Consider the following 3785-nt stretch of genomic DNA (forward strand, 5'->3'; position numbering starts at 1 on the left):
AGAAGGTTCGCACGGCCTGCACCTTGGCCAACCCCGGATATCGCCGGTTCAGGGGCGCGCGGAACACCACCAGATCGCCTGGCTGGAGGGGTGGCGTGTCGCGCGGAGGCATGAGGCATTGTAGGCGTCACCATCATGGGATGCGCTGGCACAACAGAGAGACGCTGTGGCGAATTGAACGTGCAGCGCCAGTTCATGGCCCAGCAACAATCGTGATTCTGGGGGACAGTGCAACAGGTCGCCCTCGTAGTGCTTCCTGAGAACTGGCGTTCAGCGAGGAAGGGTCGTTCCAAGCACACGCGTCTTCGGGTTGAAGTAGAGGTACTTCCCCGTGGTGCGGTTTCTTAGAGCAATCCAGTTCCCGCTTAATTTCAATTGATCCACCCATTGGTACGTGTCTGCGGGAAAGTACACGAGAGCGCAGGTGTTCTTCTTCGGGTCCAGCACAAACACGCCGCTCTTGAAGCGGGCGATGTAGGTGAGGCCGCCCGTCGTGAGGCGGGCCGTCTGGGACGCACTGGCAGGCCCGCACCACGAAGAGGGCGCCGCCAATGGCTGCACCGAGACAAAGTTGACTCGCCCACTGTTGATGGCGCCGTACTTCTCGGTCCAGGCGCGAATCATGTCACCGTCAGGGTCTTTGGCAATGGGTTTTGGAAAAGCCGGATTCTTTTCAACTTTGCTGACCATAAACGCCAGCAGCGCAGCATTCGCCGGTTCAAGTAAGGCCGGGTCGTACTCCACTGTATTGGCACCGGGCGCGCCGTAGATTTCCGAAATAGAGGCCGTGTAGGTGCGCTTCCGGCCAGTGTCATACAGCACGAAATATTGCCCACCAGCCGCATTCCCATAAGCGCCGTAGTTCCACAGCAGCTCGGGGCTGCCGTCCCGCTTGGCGTCAGCCAGGGCGATGGTGGGGGCCGTTTGATCCATGGCCTGCCGCGTCTCGGCAGACCACGCGACAACGTAGATCGTCCCCACTTTTTTTAGCAGTGACACGGTGACATCACCCATGACATAGGCCCTGGACAGCACAGCAATGAAGTCACCCTGACGGGTGGTCAGCGCGCTCACCGCCATCACCGACGTGCCCAGTGTCCGGGCCGCCACCGCCTTGGCATCCAGGGCCAAAGCGGCGCTGCCAGTCATGAGCGCTGCCAGGCAAAGAAGGTGTCGCATGGGCCGCACTGTAACCCAATCATTCACATGGCGGTTGCGCACAGCAAGCAGAAGACCTAAAAACTCATTTTGCAGTCGTCAATGTGCTGTCTTAACTCTTCATGGGACTTGAACCTGGCCGTGCTTTGAATCAGCACATGAATGAGACGCCGGGCATAGCCGTCAAACCGGCCCACGTCGGCCGACGTAACTTTGGCCTGCGAGCCGTGTGAAACCCCGCTCCGGAGCTTATAGAGCTTTTTGAAGTCCTCGCGGATGCGAATTCGTTCCTCGCGGTCTTGGCCCAGCAGCACAGCCAGCCCCTCGGCCAGTTTAACGGTGATATTGTCCTGCGCCCGAGTCCCCAGGCCAGCCTCGATGCTAGTGGCCAGGCTAAGCAGTTGGTTGTCCAGTGAACTCTGGGCCTGATAGTTGCCAAACCAGTACACCGCTGCAAACAGGACGGTTTGCATTGGCGTCAACTGGTCCTGCTTCAAAAAGGTAGAAATATCATCCAGGCCCACCGCCTGAGCAGAGGCGTACCAGGCCGCATCCAGAACCAGCGACTCGTCGGGGCCGGCGTAGTGCCCATGTTCCAGGGCCTTGGTGCCGTGTTCGTTGACGACCAAAAAGCGCCGAAACCGCTTGCGGTTCTCGCCAGAAAACAGGTCAAACTGCACATGCTGGTCGGCAAACTGTGAGCGACTCACGGTGTAGCGCAGGACGTTCAAAACCCCCAGCGCTGCCTGCTGGGCCAGCTGGGCGGCCCGCTCCTGGGTTGCGTGAGTTTCGTAGTGCAAGCAGGTCACATCGTCATCCAGGGGCAGGAAGACTTCTTGGAGCTCCAGGCGAGGGTGCGCCGCCATGTCATCAGCCCATCTTTTGCGGTAGGCGGTGTCACCGTACTTCACAAACTGCACGTGGCCGATGGAGAGCTTGTCCAACTTCAACTCAAGGCCGTAGACCGGCATCACCACAATCTGCTTCGGGCAAGGAGCCTGGAAGTCCGCTCTGAGTGCTGCAAACCGCTCTTCAAGTGTCTTCTTCGCCGCTCCATTTCTCTCTTCTATGATCCATTGGTCAAACATGTTGAGGAGTTCATCCCAGGCGTAGCGGGTGCTGTACTTGAGAGGGCCGTACAGGTCGTCCACCAGCTTTTGAAGCTGCCGGCCCTGCTCCGCCGGCAGGTAAAAGGGGGGCAACGATTCGTAACTGATTTCCCCATCTTCTCCCGTCGAAACCTCAGTCAAGGCCTGGGCGAGCGCAGTTAACTGCGGAGGAAACTGAGCGAACCCTGTAGTCTGGGCAGTTGGGGTCATGAACACCTATGGTAAGAGGTCTACGGCGGCGGGCCACCGTACGGTTGTAGCCGCGGGGCAGCATTGCCAATTGCGCAAACAGGAGACATGTGGCCTACACCCTTGATGCAGCTCCTGCCGACTTCAGCCCTGAACTACAGGGAGATACCCAGCGCTTGCGCCACCGCGCCCCAGTGACTCGCAAACGCCACTTCGGGCTTGGACACTCCATTCTCCTTCTGGTGTGCGTGCAGGAGTCCGGCGGCCTGCGGCGTGCTGCTGGCCGTCAGCAGCAGGCTGCCTGAATCGCCGGGCTGTTGAAAAGGCTGCACAGAACGAACACGGATTTGATTCTGGAACACGCTCCCGTTAACTCTGACGTTGGCCGTGAGTGAATCAATCTCCGCTGTGGTCCGTCCGGTGCTGGCGCCAACTTTCTGGACAGCTGTACCTACGTCATACCAGCGTGCGGGCGTGACGTGGCCTGCAATGCCCCGGACGGCCCCTACAGGTATCCCCGACGGCTCCAACCGGGCCAGCCCAGCATCAATGGTGGTGGACAGAGCACCAAACGGCACGTCGCTGTAGCTGCCACACTCGTACTGACCGGCCACCTGCCAGACACCGCCCAGTTCGACTTCCACCGCGTCACCTGTCGCGGCGGCACCCAGCACATGTTGGTTGGTCAGCAGCATCGGCCCATTGGCGTGACCAACGGTGGTCGCCAGGGTGCCTGTCCCCTGGCCACCCTGAAGCCGCACCCGCTGCCCACCTTCCAGGAGCGGCACAGTCGTAGAGACTGATGTTCGCTGCGCGCTACCGAGCGACATTTCAATCACCAGTCGGGGCAACTGGCGCTCATCTGAGGAGTTGAGCTGAATCGTCTCTCGGCCTAGGAGAATCTCCGACAGCAAGAATGTCCCGATTCCGCCGCTGAGTACCTGATGAACGCCTACAAAAATCTCCAGAGGCGAGAGAGCCAGCTGGTCAATCGTCAAGAAGGCGGCCTCTTGTTCCCCCACGCGCGTGGTGCCTGCGGCGACGAACCACGCCTCTTCGGAAAAAGTCGCCGTGAGTTCTTCTTTCAGCTGGTAACTTGGCGCTTCAGGGTCAAACGGAAGGCCATTCTCAAAAAAGTTGGTCATGTCGGCAGCCTAACCTTTGGCGCTGAAATACCGCAGGAAGTGCCACCCCACCCGCCGCGAAAGGTTATTGCTTAATTGCTCCCCGGCTGGCGCACCGGGCGTGCCCGTCGAGGGTGTAGTGCCGTCCACCGTTGTCAAAGTGTTCGACCAGCTGTGCCATAGGGGCCTCCGCCTGGCAGTGTAA

At 59.8% G+C, this 3785-nt stretch carries 3 protein-coding genes; all 3 read right to left on the reverse strand.

Translation table 11 applies throughout. From position 1 onward, the window contains the following. Positions 1-270 precede the first annotated feature (270 nt). Positions 271-1179, reverse strand: a complete 909-nt coding sequence (locus GO986_RS22305; RefSeq protein ID WP_157461729.1) for a hypothetical protein — start codon at positions 1177-1179, stop codon at positions 271-273. Positions 1180-1235: 56 nt separating this feature from the next. Further along, positions 1236-2477 (reverse strand): HEPN domain-containing protein, encoded by a 1242-nt coding sequence (locus tag GO986_RS22310; RefSeq protein ID WP_157461730.1) that lies wholly within the window; start codon positions 2475-2477, stop codon positions 1236-1238. A gap of 134 nt (positions 2478-2611) precedes the next feature. Beyond that, positions 2612-3601, reverse strand: a complete 990-nt coding sequence (locus GO986_RS22315; protein ID WP_157461731.1) for a chymotrypsin family serine protease — start codon at positions 3599-3601, stop codon at positions 2612-2614. Positions 3602-3785 lie beyond the last annotated feature (184 nt).

Source organism: Deinococcus arboris (genome assembly GCF_009755355.1).
In the GTDB taxonomy this organism is placed as follows: Bacteria; Deinococcota; Deinococci; order Deinococcales; family Deinococcaceae; genus Deinococcus; species Deinococcus betulae.